This is a genomic window from Mucilaginibacter sp. 3215 (assembly GCF_050433785.1).
Classification (GTDB): Bacteria; Bacteroidota; Bacteroidia; order Sphingobacteriales; family Sphingobacteriaceae; genus Mucilaginibacter.
The window spans coordinates 1-21,897 of the sequence record NZ_JBNPWO010000022.1; the positions used below are offsets into that span (position 1 = coordinate 1).

Sequence of the window (21,897 nt, forward strand, 5' to 3'; positions counted from 1 at the left end):
AGCCGTATGCGCTGAGAGGTGCACGTACGGTTTGGAGGAAAGCTCTCGGAAACCTACTTTAGTAATAAAACAAGGCGCCGGGGGCTCATCCTACGATTAAAGCAGGAAGCATTGGCTATAGAATTGGGTGATGATTGGAGTCAAAAGAGAATATCTCTTTTGGAATCTAAAGAAGTTATTGAACCGGAACTGTTATCGAAGGTCGCTAATGCTTTAAAAGTGCCCGAAGAAGCCATCAAAAATTTTGATGAGCAGGCAGCTGTGACATATTTCAACACTTTTAATGACAACAGTTTCAGTAATAGCAATGGTACTTTTCATGCAAATTATTGCACTTTTAACCCAATAGATAAATGGCTTGAAGTCATCGAAGAAAATAAAAAGCTTTATGAGCGCCTCCTACAGAGTGAACGTGAAAAAGTTGAAATTTTAAAGAGCAAAGGTTAATGGAAGAGTATGCTGGTGAAAACAATTACCAGGATAGGGTATTTGCATTTATCAACGATAAAGAATTTGCGGCTATAGATCAGCGATTTAAACCGTACTTCGAACTTCATAAGATTGCAGCCGTTTTTGATCTGTTTGATGTTATTCAATCCGATTCCGGTGGTAATAATACGGCCAAACTCATTTGGAAAATGCAACGGGACTTACCTATTGAACTTAAGAAAGCAGTTATCGACATCTATAACAGATACTTCCAGAATTAAATCCACCTATACATTTTAGCCGACTGGCCATTTAATCACGAACGCATCCAGTCATATCACCGCTTAAACAACGGGAGCTGTTAGCAGGAAAACTGTCAAGGCCCGGCGATAGCCGGTTTATATAGCCTTGACTGTTTTCCTGCGTAGCTAACTTTGTGACTGCGGTGCTGTGACTAATTAATATTCAGCGGGCGGGACAGGCAGGTATGTATGAGGAACGAATACACTCCTGCACGCGCAGCGGCAAGGCTGGCGGCGTAATGGAACCCGGAGCGTATTCTAGGTCTTTCACAATTCCAAATAAATTGTGAAAAACATTCTTTGAAAACTATTAATGTGAATTGATAGTTTTGCTATTCGACCTATCACTAAATGAAAAAAATCAAAAGTAAAAAACCATTTATTTACTACGAGGATCTTAAACAGTGGGAAATTGCTAGCATGGTTTTCTATGCTGTAGCCACGTTTGGTGTAGCTTTTACATATTTTTTTAGTAACCCCGAGACCAAGCAGATCACAATCATAATGTATATTGTATTGACACAGTTGCTCTTATATTTTTTCCTCTATGTGTCATTGAGAAATTTTAGTTCATATCTAATTTGGTTTGGTTTCAGTATAGTACACCTGTTTCTTTATTTAATTTTCAAAAGGTATCCTGGACCGCAAATGGTCCGGGGAAATCCATCGACTGGATTAGTCAATACTATAATATTGCTATTACTCTTTCAATTACTAAGATATGTCAGTTTGAAGATACAACATCGGGAGTTTGTTGCACCTGCAAAAGGAGGAGGCCCTGATTTGTTTGAAAACAAAAAGGTCTCCTTTGCTGATTTTACGATTTTTATAATTTATATGGCTTCGTGGTTTGGGCTTACTATGCTTTCTTTATCCAATTAAAATATTGCATATACTTCAATATAAATGGTTTAACTTGCCTTCTTGTAATTTTCTACATACATTTCACCCCTTTTTACTAATGAAAACATCCGTAGAATCAATTTAAATTTCACATTGTTCAGGACCACCTTATAATTCTTCGTTTTAAGTTTTCGTTCTGCATAACTCTTGATTTCGGGATCATAAGCGATAGCCACTTTTGCCGCTTGATTAAGCTCTTGTTTTAACTCCTTATGTGCTAAATAGCTAATTCGTTTTTTTCCTTTAATACTTGTTCCTGAACTATTATCAAACGGAATCACTCCAACATAAACAGCATATTTTCTTCCGTTAATAAAGCTGGTAAAGTTCTCGGTATAAGCTAATGTCATCCAGGCATTTATTGGACCAATCCCTTTTATGCTTACAAGTATTCTATAATTCTGTAACAGTAAAGAATTAGCTTTGATAAGTCCCATTATTTCGTATTCAATTTTAAAGATATGCCGTTCATTGGACTTTATCTTTTCACGAGCTATCTTAATTACAGTATCATTATTACCTACCTCAAATGCATATTTTCGCTCCTTTAGTGTAGCAGTCATTCCCGCATTTTCCCGAACAAGCCTTTTTCTGAATGATAACAGCTGTTTAATTATCAATATGTTATGATCTAATGGTTTATCAGGCGTAAGACGTTTTATCTTCTCTTCACCATATTGCCCAATGCGGAAAGAGTCGATTATATCATTTTTTCCCCTGGTCATACCAATCGATTTTTTGATTTCTAAACCGGGTATTCGACAATAAGCAATGGGGATAGTTTCGCAGAATTGTATGAACCGATATTCGTAGCCACCGGTGTGCTCCATAATTATCATCGTTTCACATAGATTGATACCATTTGTTTTACACCATCTTTTAAACTCAAAAAAGCCTTTGCTACGGTTTTCGATTTTAATGTGCAATCGGCGTTCTGCGCAACTAATGTCGAGTGTAAGTTTTGACACGTCAACACCTAAAATAACATTGTAAGTTTCCATACTCGTATGATTATGATGTTAAAGAATTGCCATTTGCCAATCACCTTTGATGTTACAAAGAAATTATTCTAGCTGGGCCTTGGGCAATCATAAAAGCCAGGGAACTAATACGCTCCTAAATTCTCAAAAACTATGAGCGCGTCAAGTTCACCCCTGACTTTCATTTAACGTTATCCACAAACATTATAGTTTTTAACACCCCCCTGCACCCCCCATTCAAACAATAACTATAATCATATTACTTACATTAGTTAGAACAAAGGAAGCGCGTGGTGCAATGGAGCCGCCTGCCGCAGTCGCATGGCCATCCCTTCCTATCTAAAAATGAAACAAGCTAAAGGTTACTCATTTAGCTGATCTTACTTTGTTCAGGTTATCCCTCGCCGTTTTCTGATCCTTGTCTGCCTTGTCGGCGATAGCTTTAGCGGCAGCAATTGCCTGTTGTTTCTCCATTGCCTTTTCAGCCTCGGCAATAAAAGCACTCGGATTATCCTTTAATTCCGTAATAATTGTTTCGGCCGTTTTAGGATACATCGCCCTCACCAGCCAAAAATTATAAGCTTCCTCATTTAGCCGGTCATTTTGATGATTTAAATATAAAGCAGTTCCAAATGATCCGGCTGTAACAACAAAAGCTACCACCACCCCGATAATCAGGCTTTTTGACCAAGCCCCGAAATGATGGCTATTTTTGACACCGATCACTTTTGGTACTCTCGAAACCACATCTTTCAATTCATCTATTTGCTGCTGGATCTTTTTATCATCATAACGTTTATTAGCTGTTTCAATCCTGACTGCTATCCCGTCTAATGTTCCTTTGTATTGCTGTAAAAATGCCTTTAAAAATTCCGGCATTTCGGTTTCTACTATGGTTATCCTTTGAATGAACCCCTGTATCAGTTCTTCCAACATCGTTACCTTTTCTTCCAGTTCTTCCTGTTGCATAAAACTTAGTTTTAATAATTAAATAATCTTTTTTGTTATCACGCTACCTGCTTATCCCTTGTGACTGAGAATGCTCCGCTTCATGTTTCTTTCTCTTCCTTTTAGCTATATCCGCATCTCCCATCGGGTCAGGCGGCCCGGCAACAAACTGCGGTTCCAGCAAGGTTTCTAAGATGCCTTTACCGCCAGTTGGAAGGTGTACCTGATCAGCCTGGCCATGCTGTCTGATCGCCTCCTTTAACTGATCGGCTAATGAAGGCGAATCTGTTTTTCTTATTTCTTGCTGCTGTTGCATCTGGCGATTGTGGTTAAGCTGCGTGTTAATCCGGGCATAACTCAGACTCCTGTCAATGGCAGAGCCTTTCATTTTGATATCACCCTTTTCGAAAGAGATGCCCTGCACATCATTACTACTGCTCCGATATTTATAAGTGATACCAATACCCTGCTTTTGTAGATTCGCTTCCAGTTGTTTCCAGTCACCTGATTTTTTAAGCGCGGCTTTAATGGTATCAAAAAGCTCATACCGGATTTTCTCGTTCCCTTTTAAGGCATGCCTGTTCACCTGTTCCTTGCCTTCTCCTAAATGATATCCATACTTTAGCGTGATCTCTTTGCAGGCTTTGACATTCTTCGCAAAATTGTTTTTATCGGTAATGGTATTTCCGTTATTGTCTACCCTGTTATAGATCACATGTAAATGCGGGTGTTCCCTGTCATGGTGACGGACGATAACAAACTGCGTATTACGGATACCTACTTTATCCATATATTCTTTTGCACGCTCTACCATAATTTGATCACTTAGCTTAGACAGATCTTCCCTGCTCCAACTTAAAACCAGGTGTCCTACAGCTTTACCTAATTCCGGCCGCATCTTTCGTTGCAGATTAAAATCATGTGTGATTGTACTTGCATTCTGCATCCGCACACCTTCGGCCGCAATGATCTTTGCATCCTGCTTATTCACCACATAACGGACACAGCCGCCAAAGCTTCGACCGGTAATTGGTTTACCTATCATGGCTGCTGATATTCGTTAATATTTCTTCAATTTGTTTAAGCAAAGCCTGGCATTTTAAGGCAAGTGAAAAAAGCCCGGCCACATGGGCAAGGTGTGTCAGTTGGTTAAGGTTATTGGCAACCCCCGCCAGCATCCTGAACCAATCGGTTTCCTCTACCGTAAAACGCGGGAAAACTTTGGCACTTTTGGCAGCCCTTCGAAACCATTCGCTCGATCTTAAGCCTGCTTTCTTTGCCCGCCCATCGATCAGGACACGTTCCGTCGGTGTTAACCGCACCATTAGAAAATCGCTCCGGCTGACCGTTTTCTTCGGCCTGCCGGGCAACCGCTTTTTCTGTAATTTGTCTTTTTCGGTTGATCCTGTCATAAAAATCACTTTCTTAAAACTTCTTCCAAACCGACCAACGGGAGCGAGTTACCGGATCACCCCGGCGGGGTGTATCCGGGTTTTTGTGAAGCAAAAACATTAACTCGCTCCCTTCGGGTCGTAGATTTGTCCGCCATATATCCCACTATCTGTATAAGCGCTGCATACTGCTTGCGGTATGCAACTCCAATTTCGCAAAACGAAGTTTTGCGCGGATTTAGACACCATCTTTTTTTCTACTGTTTATGCTTCCAGCCAGTAAACCAGGCTGCCCTGCTTAGGATGATAGGACGGCTGATACCGGATATAACCATACTCATCCAACTCCCTGATACACTTATGATAAGTGGCGATAGACGCGACTTTGGAAAACGCCATGAGCGTTTTCCGGGTCACACTAAACGGGCTGACAAAATTGTTCTGGTGCCAGCATACGAATAAGCCGGTAAACAAGCTAAGATGGGTTGGCAGCAACCGGCTATCCTTTTCCATCCGTTTAAGCAGACTTGCAAACCCCGCCAGTTCTTCAACAATTTCCTTTTGCAACTTCATTTGCCTTCTCCTTCCAGGATCTTGTTGATATCTTCCAGTTTGTAGTACATGATGCTGCCTACTTTGGTAAACCGCAGCGTGCCATTGATCCGCAAGTTTTGAAGTGTGCCGGGCGATATGCCCAACAGTTTTCTAACCTCTACGCTTTTCAACCATTTCTTTGTACTGCTGTGCCCAGGCTGTATGATTCTTTTAATCTCATTCAGCAGGTCGCTTTTAAATTCCAGTAAATCTCCTTTGGTGATCAGTTCCACATTCATCTGTTCCTCCTTGTTTTAATTGCTAATGGTTTGTTGCATGACATTCAATACCTCACTTTTTCTGAAGTACACCCTTTTATGCAGGCGTAAATAGGGTAAGCCTTTTTTCATCCAGTCGGTAAGCGTAACGAGAGACACCCCGAGTTCGGCAGCAAGTTCCTGCTTGGATAAAAGTTTTTCTGAGTTGGGTAGCTGGCTGCCCCCTGTTTTAAAATGTTCCTGTAGTTCTGCCCTCACTGCCTGGCGTATGCACAGGCTAAGAGCTTCGTGATCGATTATCTGCATAGCATTTGTTTTGAAGCAAATGTGTGTTATACAGAATAGATTTCTTGACCATGCAGAACTGCATGGTTAAAATGGAGATGTTTGGAGAAAGCTACAGAAGCTTATAAGAAGCTGGTTAACAGATTGCTGCTATATTGGCGAATAGCTAATTACTTTGCCGGCAAAAGAAAAAGCTAACTCTTCTTTTTCGTAGTATTGATCGTAAATAGCTTTGCTTTTGCAGGAATATCGGCGTGTTTATCTCCCGGATCGCGCTTGTCACCTGGAAAATAACGGCGTATGGTTTCGTAGTTGATCTCCTTGTCTCCTTCACGGAAATATTTGCAGATCATTTTCATCCAAACACTCTGCGTCTGAGAAAACATCAATTCTTTCCCTTCAGGAGTTTTGAGTTCCTGCATTTGCAAATGCAGGTGCAAAACGGCATTTCGGTAGCCTTCCGGAATATTGATATAACCTTCGGTTTCAAACGCTGTAGCTTTTCTGAGATCGGCTTTCAATTTAGTTACCTCTTGTTTAAGTGCTAATATCTCTGACTCCTGCTGCGCTATTACCGCATCATTTGATTTGTGTACATTCCAACGGTCAAGCGAGATCAACATTGCCGTAAACTTTTGCAATCGTAATATTTCCTGCTCATTCCGTAAATGGTTTTTGTCATAAACATCCTTGCCTAACAACACTTTCAATTGCCTTTCAATGAGCGACCAGAAATATTTAAAGAAGATCTCCTCTGTACCATCGGAATGTCGAGATAAATAATAGGCCAGGTGGCGTTGGTAAAATTCTTCTATGCGGTCTTCTGGAATAGCGAAAACTCTTTTAAAAAAGTGCTTTAAAAAATGTGACCGGTCCCAACGCAGCGGATTCCCGACATCCAGTACATCCTTTGAAAAATCGAAACGGTCACGCGGTTTAAAATATGTTACGCTCATAGATGGATATATTACTCAAAAATAAGCGTTTCTGAGTTTGGGAAAAAGGCAGATGAAAACATAGCCTTTATGCACCTATGTGTAGCAAAATTGAAAACCGGTTATTGAGAGCGATAGTTTTGGCTCAGTTATTATGCAAAATACAGTTCAGAAAAATTGGGCAAACAGATTTACGCAGGCTTGACCTGGCTGACGAAACAACGCCTGTCAGAAAACGGCCGGCTAATGTGGCCGGTCAGCTCGGAAAACAATATTATTGGTCACCGGGTCGAACACGGGTTTTTAGGAGTTGCGCTGACATTTATCAAAGCATATGCCGTGCTGGGTAACCAGCAATACAAACTGATCGCATCAGAAGTTCTTGTTCCCATCCCATTGAAATAACGAGTAATTATTGTTCGTTTGGCAACGGCCTCGCCGGCCTTGGTGAAGTTTACCTCGAAGCATACCATGTTTTCAGAGACAAAGAATGGTATAGTAGGGTAAGCGCGGTACAGGGCGTCTTGCACCATAATTGTTACCGCGATGGAAGCCATAGTTGCTGGCTTGACGACACTCAGATCGAACCCACATCAGGTTTCCGGTCAGGAAATGCAGGTGTATTACATTTCCTGTTACGTTTTGCTTACCCAAATGAAATCAGCTTTCTTTTCCACCTCATCAAATAAACCATGAAAAAAGAATTGATATACGAGATCATTACCGGGGTTCTGGTACTGCTGTTCCTGTACACCGGCTTCAGCAAAATACTGGATCTTCAAAATTTCGAGATCTCCATGCGGTTTCAGCACACGCCCGGCTGGCTGACAGCAACCTTGATCTATCTATTACCTAGTGCCGAGACTATCATCGCGGGTTTACTGGTTAGCGATAAAAGCGTGTTGCAGGCCTGTATGCATACTTTGTAATGATGGGTGTGTTTACCATTTATGTCGGTGCCGTCCTGCTCCACCTGTTTCCAAAAGCACCATGTGTCTGTGGCGGCATAATTAAATCATTAGGCTGGGGCCAGCATTTTAGGCTTAATATGTTATTTGCGTTCCTGGCGGGAATAAGCTTGAGCTATTACCGTAAGACACACAAGCAGATACAAAAAAATATTTCTCGTGCGCGAAATCAAGTTAACACGGGTCCTGTGGCAAAACCCCCTGAAAATCACTAAATATCAAGAAACATGAAAAAGATGGAAGTGACCCTGATGTCCGTAGCAGCCCCTTCAGGTGTAGGCAGGGCTTTTGCCTTCAGCCCTAAATCAAACGCGACCACTTATTACGCCAGGCAGACCACCGGCAGCAACTTCCATTGGACGCAAACCGTTCCGAACCCGAGCACCGCAACATGCTTACCACAATCCAATGAGATCTGCAAGATCTCTACCAATGTCGCTCCAACTGACAACAAGGTTCCGGCCGGTCATACGCCGACCAACTTCGTTTACAAAACCAAGTAACAAAAACACCTGTCGGGTAATCCGAGGCCACTGAAAAAGTAGTTCAATACTGAAGAACACTTAGAACGACCGAGGAAAAGGTTACTTATCCTTGGTCGTTTTTTGTTGTATTATTTTAGTGAGGTGAGCTCTGGTGAAAGGGCGGATCTGCCTTTTTCAAGGGCTTTAGCCGATCAATTGATGCTCCTTTTGAGGTTGACAGTGGAGATTGCCAATGCACCTATTGATTGACCACCTCTCGTTATCAGAATCAAATAATTAAGAATGTAAATGAAATTGGTAAAAAGAGGTCAATCAAAATGTTTTTTCAGTCGACCTTCCATTTAGCGTCGCGCAAAGACGGATGCGTAGCCTTAATAAGTATTTATTCATCGTCACAGGATATAGATTTGGTTGTATATTCGTTACTTGTAGTGTAATTTCAATAATTAATTGGTTGTCCTGTCTGAATTTTGGATTAGTTTATTCAAATTCTCCTCAAGTTTTTTCAATTTATTTTTTAATTCTTGATTTATCGCCTCCTGCTCTTTTTCCTTTTTATCCTTCTCAATCAAATATAAAGTCAGCTCCTCCACCTTTTTTACCAGTAGCTTGTTCATCTCGCCCAGGTTCAGACCATCTTTGGCAACCTCTTTTTCAGATGGCATATCCGGTAAATGCTGGTTTTGGTCGATGTATGTTTTTACATCCGTTAGGGATGGGAGTTGGTAATCTTTTTTGAACACATAATCGGGCCAGTTGGCTTGTAGCTTCACGGTCATAGAAGTGGCAATGGCGCTGCCGTTAACGGCAAGCTTATAGCTTTTTGAATCGGTGGTTCCTATACTTAAATTACCTGAGTTGTCCACTCTCATCTGTTCGGTAAACGCGTCGCTTGCCAGATCATATTTTCCGAAGCTGATATGATTAGTGCCTGAGGTAGTGCCAAATATTCTGAATTCTGAATACGCCTGTCCAAAACCACTTGCCTCGGTGCCACTATCATAAATAAATAACTTTTTATTACCGGTGGCTATTCCAAGCGACAATTGAGATGATGGGGTAATTGTATTAATCCCGATATTTCCCGTTCCGTCAATGGTTAAATCATTCCCGTAATACCATTGATTTCCTGTACCTAACTTATTGAACGATCTTCTGGTACCGATGATCATTTTTCCGGTTGCATTTGAGGTATTGCTATTGCCCGCTACGGTAACGATACGGGCCTGTCCCCATATATTTGTGCCATCTGAATTGGCTGGTATTGCAAACTCCAGTTGTGCTCCGGTTGTAAGGGTACGGCCACCTGTATTGGCTTGGATCAATAACCCGCCACCGCTTGCGAAACCGTATGCGTTTCCGGCGTCCAGATCTGTCCCGGAGGAAACAATATGAACATTGGTTTTTGGAAGGGTAGTACCGACACCTACTGTATTCGTTGTTGAAGTTACAGTTCCGGTTGTAGTCCATTGTGCATTAGCTGCAACGGATGAAGCGAGTAATACTGCGAGTATTAATAAACTTTTTTTCATTTTTATATGGTTTATTTATTGTGAGTAGGTTTTTTGAGTTGACTTATTCTCTTTTGAAGTGACTTCAGCAATTGCTTTTTTGTTCAACTTCTGATTTCATCCCAATACTATCTAATGAAATTTTATCAGATATAAATACAATTGCAGACCTCGACAAGGCCGTAATGACGAAATATTACGATGGAGATAAAGAATCATATGATAAAAGTTAGGCACTCCAAATATAATTATTTATGGGTTCAAACAACGCTTCTTCGTAATTAATTATATTATATAACACTTGTGGATAAATCTTGCGAGCCCCCCCACCCGCCCACACAAAGGATCGTTAAACGCGAAATTATAAGGTGTCCAACCGGCATATTTATCAATGGCCGGATCAATGGCGTTAAACCTTTCCAGTTGCAGATCGTATTCGCGCTAAGGGGCACTGTAACTACTCTTAAAAAAAGGAACGCACGCACCGGCGTGGGCTACGGTAGTGTTTGCCCCCTGCCAAAGCCGAAGACAATAGAGGACGGGTACGGTAGCCGGAATTTAAAAACAAGTTCAAAACGACTAGATAACAATACATGCGAGGAGGACAATGCCATGAGCTCCACTATTAAAATCTCCCAATATTCCAATTACTTGACAGAATCAATTTTAAAATACCCCTTTTCATTCACGACTGTCAAACGAATAGTAACTTTTTTCTTGATTAGCTTATTTGACGGATCTGAGTCGGAGACGATATATGAAACGAGATAATCATTAACCTTCGTTGGATCTTTTTTAACAGAAATAGTTTTTAAAGATTCGGCGTCGATACCATTATCCATCGTCAAGAGATCATGGTCTAATCCATCTGCTTGAAAATCCGCTTTTAATTCATTTCTGAATTTTACTGTACAATATTTACTTTGTAGTGAATCTAACCGGTGATGATCCCTAACAGTTAGTTTCATGGTGCTACGAGCAGTATAAAACTCATTTAACATGATTTCGGGTTGCTTATTTCTAATATCATTTTGGGCATGAGCGCACCTGCTGTTAAACAAGGTTATTATACAGATAATAAAAAGACAAATTATGGATTTCATATTTCTGTTAGATTCTTCCATTCTAAGCGCCATCGCATTGAATTTACAATTCGGATTTACGTAAGGATCGTCACCATAGGATCATTCAGTCCAACCGGTCATTAAAAGCAAAGTTATGAGGTATCCATCCCGACCGCTGATCCGCCATTGGGTCAATAGCATTAAACCAGCCCAACTGCGGATCATATTCGCCGTCAGGTGTGTTTTAGCTTTTTCTAAGCACGAAAAATGCCTACGCGCACATACTAACTTGGCAATTGCAGCTTCATTCCTGCCTTCCTTTAGAACGACAAAAGCTATAGTTTAAAAACAAACACAATTAATTTTTTATTATAAATCAAGATCAAATAATTAACACCATTATTGTTTACAATTTTAAAATTAGGCATTCCCTCATCCGGAAGTTCTTTTTTGTCGAAATAGTTTTGACCCAGGCTGATTTGTTTAACAACTGGACTTCTAGTAATGCCTTTGCTAATGACGAACAAACTGTTACGTTGGCGATAAGAGAAGCCTATAAAATATTTATCACTGTTAAATGCAAGTGTCACACTCTTTATTTCTTTTGGTAATGCAGGTTCTGCATATTTTGTTGTAACAATTTTATTCGTTTTATTGATACTTAATTGGTAAATATTATCCCCACTATCATAACACAAACCATCATAAGAAGGCACGTGGCCATCATCAGCCATTTCAAGTGAGACCGACGAAACAGGGTTACCGTCTTTGTTAATCAGTTTTATTTTATCTCCTCTGGATGCGATAATAATCTTTTCTCCTATGACATTAAAGTCCAGGATCAAATCGCCATTGTTGTCGGATATTTTTTTCATCGTTCCCGAACGATTGAAAAAATACAGGTCATTAATGCAGCTTAAATAATACCCGTCCGGACGTACTTTGATATTATTAACGTATTTGCGTAATTTAACCTTCTCATCGAGAAATTTACTAATCTTTAAATTTTTATAAATCTTCCCGCTTTTCAAACTTATTGCCAGGAAACTACCTCTATTAACTGTATACAAGGTATCGTTTAAAACATCAGAAGAGTAAATTGACATCCCTGCAGTTAAGGGGTTTTCTTTAATATCAATTTCTATTACTTTCTGTATATCGTCTCCATTAACCTGAGTTAGATTCCTACATGTATCGTGAGATGTGAATGAAAGCAAAAAAAATGCTACAATAGTTGACAAAAAAGGTATTCTATTATTTTTCATAATGCAAGTTATTTCTTTTTCAAAGATATTTCTATGGAGTATATCTACCCAAACCAACAAATTGTTGATCAAAACCGTTCATTTCTCCGTTGGGTTGAACCCTAAATTCGTGTATAGACGGAATATTACCATTATTAACATTTGCTTGCACAACGAAAATTGTGCCTGATGATGATATCCTGGAAATAACTCCTGTATGATATGCACCTACTGCTCTTAACCAAAACATATGATCACCAGGTTTGGCATCAGAAAGATTTTTTGACCAGTAACCATGTTCTTGATACCATTTTGCTTGATCATAAGCAACTCTTGGAATAGTGTACCCGGCCTTGGCCGCAATCTGCAATGTACATCTTGAACAGTCAATAGTCCCTTCTTTGTTACTCATAGAATAAGGTAATGTTTGCATCTGTCCGGTTAAAAAGGTTCTGGCAATTGCCGCTTCATTATTGCTCCCACCCAAATTATTATTGCTATTATTATTATTATTATTTCTTGCAACATATATTTTTACAGATCGTACCTGAACTTCAGTTCCATCCCATCTATTGTCGTCTTTCCAAAAATATATCCCTTTAGAATCATGTGGCAAATTTAATACAGCCACGAACGTCGCCGGGTTTGTAAAAAAACCAGGCGTCCCCAAAAGAGTCATCCATCTGTTTTCGCTGTCGGTGGCTTTCGAAGGATCATAATTCATCAATGCCAATGCATACAGATAATTTTGACGCATAGCCGGGTTATCATCAAGAAAGGATGGCGTGTTAATATCATCAAAGTTAATGGTTGGATTGTTCCGTCTTAATGATTCCCTGATAAGCTCTTCCATACTCGGCGCTCCCCTTATCGGATTTGCATTTGGATTTACATAAGGATCATCGCCCGTCGGGTCATTCAGCCCAACCGGGTCATTAAAAGCGAAGTTATAAGGTGTCCATCCTGCATATTGATCGACCATTGGGTCAATGGCGTTAAACCTGCCCAGTTGCGGATCGTACTCCCGGTAAGGGGTGCTATAGCTGTTTTCAAAGCCCAGGTCGTCCTGCAATTCTGAGCCGCCGTTAAACAGTTGTTTATTGGCAGTTGTAGCTTGGGCGGTCCTCACCACAATACCCTGCATGGTCATCCCAAACGGATAGTATTCGTTTTCCTGGCTTATGGCAGCCACACCGCTGCCGTTATCCCGGAAACTTACGCGGGTATTGCCCAGGTTATCGGTAATGTTATATTCATAACTAAAGGAAGTGGCCGTTGTGTTTGACATGATCCTTCCTTCGGGCATGTTAATAAAGCTTAATGCGATGGTGCCGGTAGCTATGGTAGTATAAACAAAGCCATCCAGGTAATCATAGGTATTGATAACTGTTCCGGCCGAATTATAAACCGCTTTACGGATCCGGTTACCCGACGCGTCATACGTATATTGAACAGAACCGCCGCCAGCTATGGAAACCTTGCTTACCTTATTAAGGTCGTTATAGGTAATTGTTTCACTTTTATTGGCATCCCCCGTTAAATTGCCATTGCTGTCATAGGTATATTCAGCAGCCGAGTTTGCGCCATCCTTAAATCCCATCGTGTTACCCGATGCATCGGCAACAGCGGCCAGCTGATTGCTGGTATTACTGTTTTGATAGGTATAAGTAAGATTATCCATAAGGGTAAACGCCGAACCGCCCGAAGCGAATGTATTACGTGTTAACGACATCATATTGCCGTTATTATCATAAGACCCGACGGCTTCGTTATAACCGTTTACCTCGGCATTCCAGGCTGAGCCGCCGTTAGCAGCATATTGCCCGCTCATCAGCCTGTCGGCCGCATCATAACTGTAAATGTAGCTGCGCTGCCTTACCGGGTTTGAGGAACTTGAAAACTGGTCGTTAGCTTTCCATTTTACGGCCGATATTTTACCATTGTATTTTGGCGTATTGCTTAAACCTGTGGCGTCGGCCTGGTCATATAGAAAACTCATCCCGAAAAGGTCGTTGGTATCGTTGTTGGTTGCCCCGCCATCTGCCGTCAAAGCACTGTTATTGATACTGGTTAACCACCCCCTGATGTTATAACGGTAATCAACCGTTTGCAGGTAGGAACCGTTGGTTAACCGGCCCAGCTTTTTGTCTTTCAACTGGCCCAGCTCATTATACTCATATTTAGCGATCACCTGGTCGGTAGCTGCTCCGTTCACATTAACAGCCTGTTGCGTTATCCGGTCCATCAAGTCATAGCTCATCTTGTTAATTACGGTGGTAGCACTTATCGCTTTAAACTGTTTGGTTTGGGTAATGTGCCCTGCATATACGTCAACCGCATTGCTGGTAATATCCAAAGCACCCTGGTTCACCAGGTTGTTACTTTGCTTTTGTATGGCGTTGCCAAACTGGTCATAAAATATGGCCTGTTTAATCCATCCCCCTGCATTACCAGCAGGGTTTATCACACGGCTCATTGTTCCGGTGAGCAGGCCACTGGTAAACGAAGTGGCGGCCGTGGCAAATGGGGCCTGATTGGGGTTTACATACTGGTTAACCGGGCTGCCCGTGTTATTAAAATCATAATCGTCATAAAAATTAACAGTCAGCACATCGGCATCAGCGGTGTTTGCTGGAAAACATTGGTTACTATAACCGTAGGTAGTGCTTGCCTGCCTTTTTTCAAAAGCAAAATTAGTAACGTTGTCATAAGTTAAACCATCAAAATAATTTTGCAGGATCTGCTGGTGCGTGCTGCCGCTTGCCCCCGGCGGGGCAACATACCGGTAAAGACCTGTCATGAGCACCCGGTTTGCCGCGTCGTACTTGGTAAAATACCAGCTGTCTGTCGCATAAGCGTTACGTACCCGCCCGTCCTGCATCAATACCAGCCTGTTATTGGCGTCATACACCATATAAACCGGTGCAGCGCCCGGCGCCTGCTTCGCGGTTAGCCTTCCCTTAGCGTCATAAGTGTAGCTGGTTGCCCAGGCGCTTATAAAAGCGGCATTAAACGCGGGCGGCGAAGCGCCGTAAATCCTTTTTACCCCTTCGGGTGATACCTGGTATAAGATATTCCCCATATCATCATATATGATAACAGTTTCCAGCCAGGTTGAGGTACCTGACTGTACCTTTTTGGATACCAGTTGGCCAAGCTTATCGGTAAAACTTAAAACGTGATTGCCGTTTTCGTCTGTCACATCATTTACCGATAGCTGAGTTTCTCCATAATAGCTGCCGGTGGGCCCCGCGCTGTTCCATATCATGATCTGGTCGGCAGTGGTATTTAACCTGAACTGTGTTTTTATGGTATGGCTACCCGGTTGCCATGTAGTACCGGGGGCACCGCTCTCCAGCACCCTTTGCAGCGGTGAATTATCATAAACAGTTACAGCATATGGCGAGTTATCAGTAGCTACCTGTTGCCCGGAGGTTTGATAAAAAGATTGCTGTGCCGTTACCGGGCTGGCCTGCGCCGCACCGCTTGTGGTTGAAGCGGCATAAGGCAAATACATTTTTGGCTCCCGCCCATACTGGTCATAAACCATAAACTGCACAAGGTCTTTTTGCAATGGGCTGCCTTGCTGGGTAATACGCTGTATTGGCCTGCCTAAACCATCCATATAGGATACCTGGGTTTGTGCGTTAACACCAGCCTGTATCTGGGTTGTACTGGTAATACCGCTTACCTTAATGATGTCGCTACGTATGGTGTTGTTCAAAATGAGGTTAGGGTCATCCGGCTGTTGGACCTGGCTTATAATAGAAGCATAAAAATAAGGCTGGGTACCATTTGGCGTAAATGTAAATCCCGGGCCGAGGATGACACTATGATATGCTTCATAGGATGTACCCTGGTAACTGGATACTGTTGCGTCAACAACTTGTTTTACGCCCTGTCCGTAGCTTTCGCGACTAAATAAAGCAATTAGTAATAACAAACAAAAACCGCTGTAATATTTTAACTTGTTCATATTTTCTTGCTTTTGTTATTTATTACAGTTAGGTGCTAAAAATATGATCTTCGTTGTTTGCACAGCAGCCTTTTGCAGTTGCTGGGGCACCATGGTACAACGCAGGGTGTACGTTTGGCTAGAACTGATCGAGCCATCGGGGTTATGTGGTACCGTAACCGTTATGGTATTGGTTGTGCCTGGCAACGTGACCCAGTTGTTGGGCGATGTATCAAAGGCTTGTTCCCAAAGGAATTGGTTATTATAACTTCCGCTTACTGATGCGGTAAAGGTATCGGTACCCGGCGGATTGGTTAGAGGCTGATCACCAACTAAAATAATCTGGTTTGAACACACATTGTATGCAGCAATACCATTTAAGTGCATTGTATAGGCAAGCTGTACATAAACGGTAATATTTTGTGTTGTAGATACGGTTCCGTACTGAGGATGGGTAACTGTTAGCTTCACCGTGTAATTGCCCGGTGCTGTATACGTATGTGAAGGGCTCGTGCCACCGTTAGCAAGCGTCGTACCATCTCCAAAATCCCAGTTCCGTGTTATTTGAGCAGGTTCGCAGGGATCAACAGGACCACTCACAAAATTAACCGCCGTGTTGGTATTGGCTGTCGCGGGCATATTAAACAAGGCGTTTAAAGCATAGGACGTCCGGTAATTATATACCAGCCTTTTTAAAATATTCTGATTTTGGTCGGTAACTACCGTTGGCCGCCGCAGGCCGTCATAGGTATAGTAGATGGTATTGCCGCGCAAGTCGGTTTCAGCTGTTTTTAATTGCATTTGATAACCTGTTAAGGCAACAGTTGCCAACTCCGGGTAAAAAAGCATGTCATCTACGGTAACAGGTACGTTGCTGGCCTGTATGGAGATATTGAACGTTGGGTTTAAAGAGCTGACCGGCAATTTGGCACGGTAATAGGTCCATACCCCTGTTGTATTGGTATAGGGTATAACGCTGCTTACGTTGTGGCCCCCGGCATCTGTAAGTGTTACTGTCAGTGAGCCTGCATAAGCCGCGCTTACCCAGCATGAGAATATATAATTTAACCCCGCACCTTTACTAACCGTACCTGTGAAGGTAAAATTAGGCGGAGCTACCGTTAAAGCTTTGCCTATCCTCCCATTTACCTGGCTATAATTACCTGTTGGAGGCTCATTAAAAGTATGCTGTGTAGTAAGTGTTGGGTACTCATCTTCAAAGTTCGAGTACAACACCTGGTTAGCCGTCGCGTTTTTTATGATAGCAACAGGCTTAATGCCGTTTACATCATAAAGTACGGCGGATAATTGCTGGTGCCCGTCATCCATTGAAACGGGGTTGCCTATGGTACTGTATTCTGTTATATTACCACTTACCTGGTAACGGGAATCGTATTTAAACAGGTTATTATTATCAACGGTTGATGGCGTAAAATTAGTTAATGGTGAATTTGTTTTCAGGAAAAGCGTTTGCGAAGGCAGAACCCTTGTTGAAAAAGTAGCGGCAGTATTGTAATATTGAGGGTTGGGGATAGAGAATACATTAAACTTGGTAAGCTGCGCGCTGATTACCTGCTCGCTTTGACCGGGTTTTGTTATAGAAGATGTTTTTTCGATAACGGTATTGTTCATATTGGCATTTTTTAACGCGATAATCCCTGCCGTTACGGGGTCGGTACCTGAAGATGCTGTATAATCCTGCGGATATTTGAATTTCGCGGTATAGGTTGTAACATTGGTGCCGTCATTACTTGTCGTTGTTTTGGTACTGCTTAACAGACTATGATTAGTTCCGTTATAAAATGCGTCGTTTTCAACAGTTGCCACTTTTGTGAAATTTGTTCCGGGGTCACAGGTTTTATCTATGGTAATGGTCTGATATTTGGTCATATCTCCGAAAAGCCTGTATTTGCCATACGCGAATGCCTTGGTATTGACGTCATTAGGATTGTAAGTGAAATAATCATAACTCAAGCCATAAATACTAACCGGTGAGGTGTTTTTATAAACAGGCGTATACTGATAATCGCTTTCTTTAACCAATTGACCGGTTTCATTGTAGGACTTCACACTTTGCAACAGCCCTCTTTCAAAGGTATAATTAGGGTTAGAAGGGTAAGGGAAAGTGTAATATCCATCGGCCAGTAAACCTTTGCTCATGCATAACCCCGAAGAAGGGTCGGTAGTTGTTGCGTATTGCGAATAAGTAGCCTGCCATTGGTTGGGTGATGCATATTCGGCAGAAGAGGTTTGCCCAAAAGTTGCAGGATTACTGTATTGGTAAACCTGTTTGCCAATCCCCGCCTGGCTTTCTGTTCCCGATTGATACAGGACATCCGGCGAATCGCTGTCGTATGGGTTTAGATCATATTCAGAAAGTGCTGTGAAATACCGGGCCTGAGTTGGCTGGTCACTATACTCGCCAATTGTATGAACGCCTCCGCTTACATCTGTATATACAGGAATAGAAAAAGCAAACTGCGGGCGGTTTAATAATACTCCCCCGGAATAGGTGTAATTTTTAACGATGTCATTTGTAGTATTGATTCCATCATGAAGGGTAACTGTCTTTACCCTGATCCCTCCACCTAAAAATGTTTGACCACTCCTGGCATCTACATACTGATTAGGTTCGTAATCTAATTTAACACTTCCTCCGGTTGGATATATGATCCTGTATAGTGAGCCTATTACAATAGCGTTCGGGTTCACTGTACGGTCTGCCCCACCTGCAATGATGTTAGAGGTCCCTGAATATCCGGGTATCGGCTGTATCCTATATTTTTCCGGAGAAGGTTCATTGGGATACATGTATAAATTCGGCACCAAAGTAGTCGCATTATTGGCGTTGTAATATCCCCAGTAATCCTGCTGGCGGTAAGTAAGACTGGGCGGTGATAAGTTATATGAACTATTTTGCGATAGCGGCAAACCTGTCGAAACAAATCCATTCGCGTCCGGAACGAGATTGGTCCCCAGGTATTCAAACTGGTATGGAGGGGTTACGGTACAATTATCAGCAAATTCGTGTAACGACTGTAAGAAAGTATACCCGTTAGTGCCCACTCTGTTTAGAATTATGGTTCTGGACGGCGTAATACTTGTGCCTGCATAAACCTTGAAGGACGTTAGCAACACGCTGGTTTGATGGGTTATATAAATGCCTTTATTTAGGTCGGGCACCGAGATAAAACCCGGCGTATAAAAAAACTGAAGGTGTTCGTGTCCGGCATCATTTCCCGCGTAGTTGGCCGCCATATCCCATATACTGGAAAGTAGCTTTGTATCAACTTTTGTTTTCGTGTAATAAATGCTTTTTTTATATACCCCTGCAGAAGTATTATCCGCAAGATAGATATCAGTTGCAGACGGGTTGGCATAAGCACTGTCTATTATTTCCAGGTTAGCATTGTTTTCCTGCTGTGTCCCACCATACCCCAAAGAAACATATCCTCCTGCAGGTGAAGTCACATCAGACAGGCCCCAGGTTATGGTATAACTTATTTGCTGGGCATATTTGAATAATTTGTCGCGTAAATAATATACCTTATTGATGGTGGCACCAGGTGTTACCGTTTTAGTGATCGTTTTTACTGGTATGAATGTATATTTTTTACCATCATTGGTGGTCACGGTGAACGAAATTATTGCGCCTGACGCAGAATAAGATGGCACGATTGACAAATCCTGGTAAGGCATTGCCCTGATAACTTTATTATTATCAAATACAAACTGACCGGAATAGCCACCGAAATTAAAATTGAATACATCAGGCTCGGTGTCGGTGTTGTTATTGGCAAACGTATTTAATGTATTATAATTAGACACATCCCCATTGCAATCCGTCCGGCTCTGCGGGTTGAAGCCGGGAATACCCGCAGCGCCTGTACCATATAGCCAGCCCATTCGGGTGTCTGCACCTGCGCCCTGATAATCATCCGGTAGTCCTTTTACAGAACGGCTTATCGTTCCACCTGCGTCTACCCGCCAGCCAACCCCAATGTTAAAATCGTCATTACCGTCGGACTGTGCTATCTTAACTCCGGGATTATAAGATAAACTTACAGGAACGGAAACATCACCGTTTCTTATTTCGTAAATTGGAATGTTAATTGTTGGTGACCCTGTTTGAAGGTTTATCGGAACTCCTATCTGACCAGAAGCGAACCCGTTGAAGAGCAGGCTTAATAAAAAAATATAAATGATTCTTCGCATTAAGAATGTAGTGACAATTGTAATTTAGGTTGGTTGATTGTAAATGTGGCATGAAATTGCAGGGTCGGACCAAGCAGTTTAAAAAGCCTGTAGGTTCTGTTTTGATAGAGAACTATCCAAAACAATCATCATCTATGAGATTAAATGCAGAAAGGTAAAAAGTAATTAACGAAATTCTTTTATTTCTCATAAGCCAGTGAATAAGGTTAAGTTTGATAATTGCTAATATACCAACGTATATTCTTATTTGAAAGGTAATATTTGTAAATAAATGGGGATACAAATGTTAACCGAAGGCATTATTCGAATCCTTCCTGCCAGGTTGACGCCGCGGAGCAGGGATGCCATCAACGAAGTCGATCCCCTCGCCTCCCTGAAATTTGCGGCGAGATTTAAGGATGATAATTCAGGTGATTTGGCGCAAGTTGTATTCTACCAAAGCAAATGCCTTTACTCTTTATTTTTATGTAAGATCAGTTAACGGAATTTGCAAGACTTTGAAAAATTAACATGTCAGATTTAGATGTCAATACTATTTACCTGAATAAATCATTTGCTGATTTGCCCGGTGAAGTTTGGAAAGATGTACCTGGTTTTGAAGGCTCTTACCAGGCTTCCACACTTGGGAGGGTAAAATCGCTGGACCGGACGATTGGACATCCCCGGCTTTATACCCAATTTGTAAAAGGCCGTATTTTAAGTCAATCCATTCATTAAAATAACAACCTGGTGACGGGTGACCCATGATCGATCTACGGGTAACGCTTACTATTGAAAACCGAGCATATTATTTCAATACCCGGAGACTCATTTATCTAACCTTTGTTGACCCACACCTGGATTACAGGAAAAATGGCTTATATGTGATAAACGTAGATAATAACGGATACAACAATAGCCCGGACAATCTAAAGCTCGTAACCAAAAGTGAAAAGCAAAAGCGGGCCGTGCTAAGGGACCGCGTACTCCCTTATCTTAAAACAGCTGACCGGTCTGGCTGGAAAAAGAACTATTCAACCAGCAAGCCGGTTGCACAATATGATCTGGAAGGAAACCTAATCAAAAAATTTCCAAGCATTAAGGAAGCATCGAGGCAGGTGAATTTGGGAGATAAAGCCATTATCCAGGTGGCTAAAGGAATATATAAACAATGGAACGGTTTTGTTTGGAAATATCTTTAACGATGAACATATTGCGATACTTTAAATGCTGACTTCGTAGGCAGCTAAATTAAACCTATTTGATTTAGAATTTAAGAAAAAGTTATAAGCCTATGTTTACGGAAAAATCTAATAGCCATCGATATATTGAACACCGAACCGAAAAATTGAATGAAGCGACACAGCTTATCTATCTGGTTAACAATAAGTTTAAAAAAGGCGTGTCAGAACAAAAATTCGTACTGACGGCGGCTTTGTACCCTAAACCGGAGTCGAACCGGCACAGCTTCCGATGCGCGTTAGCGACCAG

Annotated in this window: 20 protein-coding genes and 1 pseudogene; 8 read left to right on the top strand and 13 right to left on the bottom strand. The window is 41.7% G+C overall.

Annotated features, from left to right (window positions below; genetic code table 11):
- Positions 1-111 precede the first annotated feature (111 nt).
- Together ABIC84_RS24235 and ABIC84_RS24240 are read left to right on the top strand one after the other, a co-directional pair.
- Complete coding sequence (locus ABIC84_RS24235; RefSeq protein ID WP_429265238.1) at positions 112-447, top strand: transcriptional regulator; 336 nt, start codon at positions 112-114, stop codon at positions 445-447.
- Complete coding sequence (locus ABIC84_RS24240) at positions 447-710, top strand: hypothetical protein (protein WP_429265239.1); 264 nt, start codon at positions 447-449, stop codon at positions 708-710. Before ABIC84_RS24235 ends, ABIC84_RS24240 begins: the two co-directional genes overlap by 1 nt.
- A 932-nt stretch (positions 711-1,642) precedes the next feature.
- On the opposite strand, the gene ABIC84_RS24245 is transcribed toward ABIC84_RS24240, so the two are convergent.
- From ABIC84_RS24245 to ABIC84_RS24280, 8 genes are all read right to left on the bottom strand, one after another.
- On the bottom strand, positions 1,643-2,635 hold the full coding sequence (locus tag ABIC84_RS24245) for an IS110 family transposase (RefSeq protein ID WP_429265240.1): 993 nt from the start codon (positions 2,633-2,635) through the stop codon (positions 1,643-1,645).
- 345 nt (positions 2,636-2,980) lie between these two features.
- Positions 2,981-3,583, bottom strand: a complete 603-nt coding sequence (locus ABIC84_RS24250) for a hypothetical protein (RefSeq protein ID WP_429265241.1) — start codon at positions 3,581-3,583, stop codon at positions 2,981-2,983.
- Positions 3,584-3,626: 43 nt separating this feature from the next.
- Positions 3,627-4,607, bottom strand: a complete 981-nt coding sequence (locus tag ABIC84_RS24255; RefSeq protein ID WP_429265242.1) for a relaxase/mobilization nuclease domain-containing protein — start codon at positions 4,605-4,607, stop codon at positions 3,627-3,629.
- Positions 4,597-4,974 carry a MobC family plasmid mobilization relaxosome protein gene (locus tag ABIC84_RS24260; RefSeq protein WP_429265243.1) on the bottom strand — a complete coding sequence of 126 codons (378 nt, stop codon included), beginning with the start codon at positions 4,972-4,974 and terminating at the stop codon, positions 4,597-4,599. The genes ABIC84_RS24255 and ABIC84_RS24260 overlap by 11 nt, the downstream gene beginning before the upstream one ends.
- Before the next feature lie 243 nt (positions 4,975-5,217).
- Entirely contained in the window at positions 5,218-5,526 is a 309-nt protein-coding gene (locus ABIC84_RS24265; protein ID WP_429265244.1) for a hypothetical protein, read from the bottom strand.
- Positions 5,523-5,786: a helix-turn-helix domain-containing protein gene (locus ABIC84_RS24270; RefSeq protein WP_429265245.1), complete on the bottom strand. Its 264-nt coding sequence runs from the start codon at positions 5,784-5,786 to the stop codon at positions 5,523-5,525. Before ABIC84_RS24270 ends, ABIC84_RS24265 begins: the two co-directional genes overlap by 4 nt.
- Positions 5,787-5,801: 15 nt before the next feature.
- Positions 5,802-6,071, bottom strand: a complete 270-nt coding sequence (locus ABIC84_RS24275) for a helix-turn-helix transcriptional regulator (RefSeq protein ID WP_429265246.1) — start codon at positions 6,069-6,071, stop codon at positions 5,802-5,804.
- A 173-nt stretch (positions 6,072-6,244) separates the two neighbouring features.
- Positions 6,245-7,006 (bottom strand): hypothetical protein, encoded by a 762-nt coding sequence (locus ABIC84_RS24280; protein ID WP_429265247.1) that lies wholly within the window; start codon positions 7,004-7,006, stop codon positions 6,245-6,247.
- 156 nt (positions 7,007-7,162) lie between these two features.
- Between ABIC84_RS24280 and ABIC84_RS24285 the strand changes: the two genes are divergently transcribed.
- The 4 genes and pseudogenes from ABIC84_RS24285 to ABIC84_RS24300 all read left to right on the top strand — a co-directional run bounded on the left by ABIC84_RS24285 (position 7,163) and on the right by ABIC84_RS24300 (position 8,456).
- Positions 7,163-7,390, top strand: coding sequence for a hypothetical protein (locus ABIC84_RS24285; RefSeq protein WP_429265248.1), 228 nt, complete (start codon positions 7,163-7,165; stop codon positions 7,388-7,390).
- A complete protein-coding gene (locus tag ABIC84_RS24290; RefSeq protein ID WP_429265295.1) occupies positions 7,387-7,674 on the top strand; it encodes a lanthionine synthetase LanC family protein in 288 nt (95 codons plus the stop codon). Before ABIC84_RS24285 ends, ABIC84_RS24290 begins: the two co-directional genes overlap by 4 nt.
- 3 nt (positions 7,675-7,677) lie before the next feature.
- Positions 7,678-8,168 (top strand): annotated as a pseudogene (locus ABIC84_RS24295) (MauE/DoxX family redox-associated membrane protein).
- Between the two features lie 12 nt (positions 8,169-8,180).
- Complete coding sequence (locus ABIC84_RS24300; RefSeq protein ID WP_429265249.1) at positions 8,181-8,456, top strand: hypothetical protein; 276 nt, start codon at positions 8,181-8,183, stop codon at positions 8,454-8,456.
- 428 nt (positions 8,457-8,884) lie between these two features.
- On the opposite strand, the gene ABIC84_RS24305 is transcribed toward ABIC84_RS24300, so the two are convergent.
- The 5 genes from ABIC84_RS24305 to ABIC84_RS24325 all read right to left on the bottom strand — a co-directional run bounded on the left by ABIC84_RS24305 (position 8,885) and on the right by ABIC84_RS24325 (position 20,427).
- Positions 8,885-9,970, bottom strand: a complete 1,086-nt coding sequence (locus ABIC84_RS24305; protein ID WP_429265250.1) for a hypothetical protein — start codon at positions 9,968-9,970, stop codon at positions 8,885-8,887.
- A 626-nt stretch (positions 9,971-10,596) separates the two neighbouring features.
- The gene (locus ABIC84_RS24310) at positions 10,597-10,950 is read right to left on the bottom strand and encodes a hypothetical protein (protein ID WP_429265251.1); all 354 of its coding nucleotides are present in this window, start codon (positions 10,948-10,950) and stop codon (positions 10,597-10,599) included.
- A 398-nt stretch (positions 10,951-11,348) separates the two neighbouring features.
- The gene (locus ABIC84_RS24315; RefSeq protein WP_429265252.1) at positions 11,349-12,278 is read right to left on the bottom strand and encodes a hypothetical protein; all 930 of its coding nucleotides are present in this window, start codon (positions 12,276-12,278) and stop codon (positions 11,349-11,351) included.
- 31 nt (positions 12,279-12,309) lie between these two features.
- Entirely contained in the window at positions 12,310-16,233 is a 3,924-nt protein-coding gene (locus ABIC84_RS24320; protein WP_429265253.1) for a DUF6443 domain-containing protein, read from the bottom strand.
- Between the two features lie 15 nt (positions 16,234-16,248).
- On the bottom strand, positions 16,249-20,427 hold the full coding sequence (locus tag ABIC84_RS24325; RefSeq protein ID WP_429265254.1) for a PKD domain-containing protein: 4,179 nt from the start codon (positions 20,425-20,427) through the stop codon (positions 16,249-16,251).
- Positions 20,428-20,937: 510 nt separating this feature from the next.
- On the opposite strand from ABIC84_RS24325, the gene ABIC84_RS24330 reads away from it, so the two are divergent.
- Entirely contained in the window at positions 20,938-21,144 is a 207-nt protein-coding gene (locus ABIC84_RS24330) for an NUMOD4 domain-containing protein (protein WP_429265255.1), read from the top strand.
- A 26-nt stretch (positions 21,145-21,170) separates the two neighbouring features.
- The gene (locus tag ABIC84_RS24335) at positions 21,171-21,608 is read left to right on the top strand and encodes an NUMOD1 domain-containing DNA-binding protein (RefSeq protein ID WP_429265256.1); all 438 of its coding nucleotides are present in this window, start codon (positions 21,171-21,173) and stop codon (positions 21,606-21,608) included.
- The last annotated feature ends 289 nt before the right edge of the window (positions 21,609-21,897 follow it).